General features: G+C 69.6%; 3 protein-coding genes. 2 read left to right on the top strand and 1 reads right to left on the bottom strand.

Annotation, left to right across the window (positions count from 1 at the left end):
* Nucleotides 1-562 (bottom strand): phospholipid carrier-dependent glycosyltransferase (locus CA984_RS43720; protein ID WP_242676513.1); only part of this gene is annotated, 562 nt, incomplete at its 3' end.
* A gap of 234 nt (nucleotides 563-796) precedes the next feature.
* Between CA984_RS43720 and rsmI the strand changes: the two genes are divergently transcribed.
* A complete protein-coding gene (gene rsmI / locus CA984_RS43715) occupies nucleotides 797-1,630 on the top strand; it encodes a 16S rRNA (cytidine(1402)-2'-O)-methyltransferase (protein ID WP_242676512.1) in 834 nt (277 codons plus the stop codon).
* 119 nt (nucleotides 1,631-1,749) lie between these two features.
* A partial coding sequence (locus CA984_RS43710) for a phospholipid carrier-dependent glycosyltransferase (RefSeq protein WP_242676511.1) occupies nucleotides 1,750-2,326 on the top strand: 577 nt, incomplete at its 3' end.

The following is a 2,326-nucleotide window of genomic DNA, read 5'->3' as shown; positions in this document are numbered from 1 at the left end:
GGCGGCCACGCGCCCGGTCCCGGTCGACCACCAGGCAGGCGAACCCGGCCAGGACGAAGAACATCAGGAAGATGTCCAGCAGCGCGGTCCGCGACAGCACCAGGTGCAGTCCCTCGATGGACAGCAGGAAACCGGCCAGGCAGCCCAGCATGGTGGAGCGGGTCATCCGGCGGGCCGTCCTGGCCAGGATGAGGATCGACACCACGCCGACCAGCGCCCCGGCGAACCGCCAGCCGAACGGGGTCATGCCGAACACCTGCTCGCCCACACCGATCATCCACTTGCCCAGCGGCGGATGGACCACGTAGGAGGCGCACTTGTCGATCTCGGCCGGCGCGCACTGCTGCCAGATCTCCGTGCTCTTCTGCATCAGGAGCTTGTCGGCGTCCTTGAGCGCGTTCCGTTCGGCGCCGAAGTTGATCAGCGCCCACGCGTCCTTGGCGTAGTACGTCTCATCGAACATGACCGCGTTCGGACGCCCGAGGTTGCTGAAGCGCAGGATCGCCCCGAACGCCGCCACCAGCAGCGGGCCCAGCCAGCCCCACAGGACGTTTCCCGGCATGGGCGGCACCAGCCGGTCTCGCACGGAGCTCGCCGATTCGCCGTCCGGCTGGGGTTCCGGCTGTTCGGACGCCTGGTTGGTGAAGTCGGTCACGGCCACCCGGACATCGTACGGGCCCCTCCAGCCGGGCACCCCAAGAAACACCGCCTACATGCCTAATTAGGGAACTTCCCCCCAGGACGAAAACCCCCTTGGGGCGGGATCTCACCGGCGATGGGGGAGGATGGCACTGTGATGGACAACGGCAGGCTGGTGCTGGCGGGAGCTCCGATCGGGCAGGTGGGGGACGCCTCGCCCCGGTTGCGTGAGGCGTTGGAGACCGCCGACGTGGTCGCGGCCGAGGACACCCGCCGCCTGCGCCGGTTGGCCGGCGAGCTGGGCGCGGAGATCAGGGGCAGGGTCGTCTCCTACTACGACGCCAACGAGGCCGGCCGGGCGGCCGAGCTCCTGCAGGCCCTCCAGGACGGCAGGACCGTCCTGATCATCACCGACGCGGGCATGCCCGGCGTCTCCGACCCCGGCTACCGCCTGACCCATCTGGCGGTGGAGGCCGGGATCACGGTCACCTCGCTGCCCGGCCCGTCCGCGGTCACCACCGCGCTGGCCGTCTCCGGCCTGCCCAGTGACCGTTTCTGCTTCGAGGGCTTCCTGCCGCGCAAGCCCGGTGAGCGCGCCCGCAGGCTGGACGCCCTGGCCGGGGAGGAGCGCACGATGGTGTTCTTCGAGGCGCCGCACCGGCTGCAGGCCGGGCTGGCGGCGATGGCCGAGGCGCTCGGCGCCGACCGCCCCGCGGCGGTCTGCCGGGAGCTCACCAAGACCTACGAGGAGGTACGGCGGGGCGGCCTGGGGGAGCTGGCCGAATGGGCGGCCAAGGGCGTCAAGGGGGAGATCACCGTGGTCGTCGCCGGGCACGTCCCGGAGAACCTGCCGCCGGTCATCGAGGACCTGGTCGCCGAGGTCACCCGCCGCGCGGAGACGGGGGTGCCCAGGAAGCAGGCGATCGTCGACGTCGCCAAGGCGGCGGGAATCCCCAAGCGAGATCTCTACGACGCGGTCCATCGCGGCTGAGCTCCGGAGGCGGAGAACGCGGAAGATCCAAAAGTGATCTGTATTGCGCGCCCCATCAGAGCTGAATTATCCCCATAATTTCCCGAATGGGATCAACGCGGAATCGGCTGTTGCCGCCTATGCCGGGAAATGTCCTGTGGGGCTGGCTGGGCCCACTGCTGGTCGCCGGGTTCGGGGCGATCCTCCGGTTCACCGGCCTGGGACGCCCGAACGCGGTCGTGTTCGACGAGACGTTCTACGTCAAGGACGCGTTCTCGCTGATCACCTACGGTGTGGAACGTGCCTCGTTCGGCACGGTCGAGAACCCGATCGCCGACCGGATGCTCCTGGCCGGCGACACCGACATCTGGGTCAAATGCCCCCGGCCCGAGGCCGATCCCTGCCCGCTGTACGTCGCCCATCCGCCGCTGGGCAAGTGGATGATCGGTGTGGGCGAGCAGGTGTTCGGCATGACCCCGTTCGGCTGGCGGTTCGCCGGGGCGCTGGTCGGCGTGGTGTCGATCCTCATCCTGGCCAGGACGGCCCGCCGGATGACCCGCTCCACCATGCTGGGCTGCCTGGCCGGTTTCCTGCTGTCCATCGAGGGACTGCACCTGGTGCTGTCGCGGACCGCGCTGCTGGACATCTTCCTGATGTTCTTCGTCCTGGCCGGGTTCGCCTGCCTGGTGGTCGACCGGGACCGGGCGCGTGGCCGCC

This window comes from Streptosporangium minutum (genome assembly GCF_002149035.1).
Taxonomy (GTDB): Bacteria; Actinomycetota; Actinomycetes; order Streptosporangiales; family Streptosporangiaceae; genus Streptosporangium; species Streptosporangium minutum.
The sequence above is the reverse complement of the archived record's forward strand: the minus strand, read 5'-3'. Positions and strand labels throughout refer to the sequence as shown.

Coding starts and splice junctions, on each gene's coding strand:
- rsmI (WP_242676512.1), top strand. CDS start 797: ATGGACAACGGCAGGCTGGTGCTGGCGGGAGCTCCGATCGGGCAGGTG.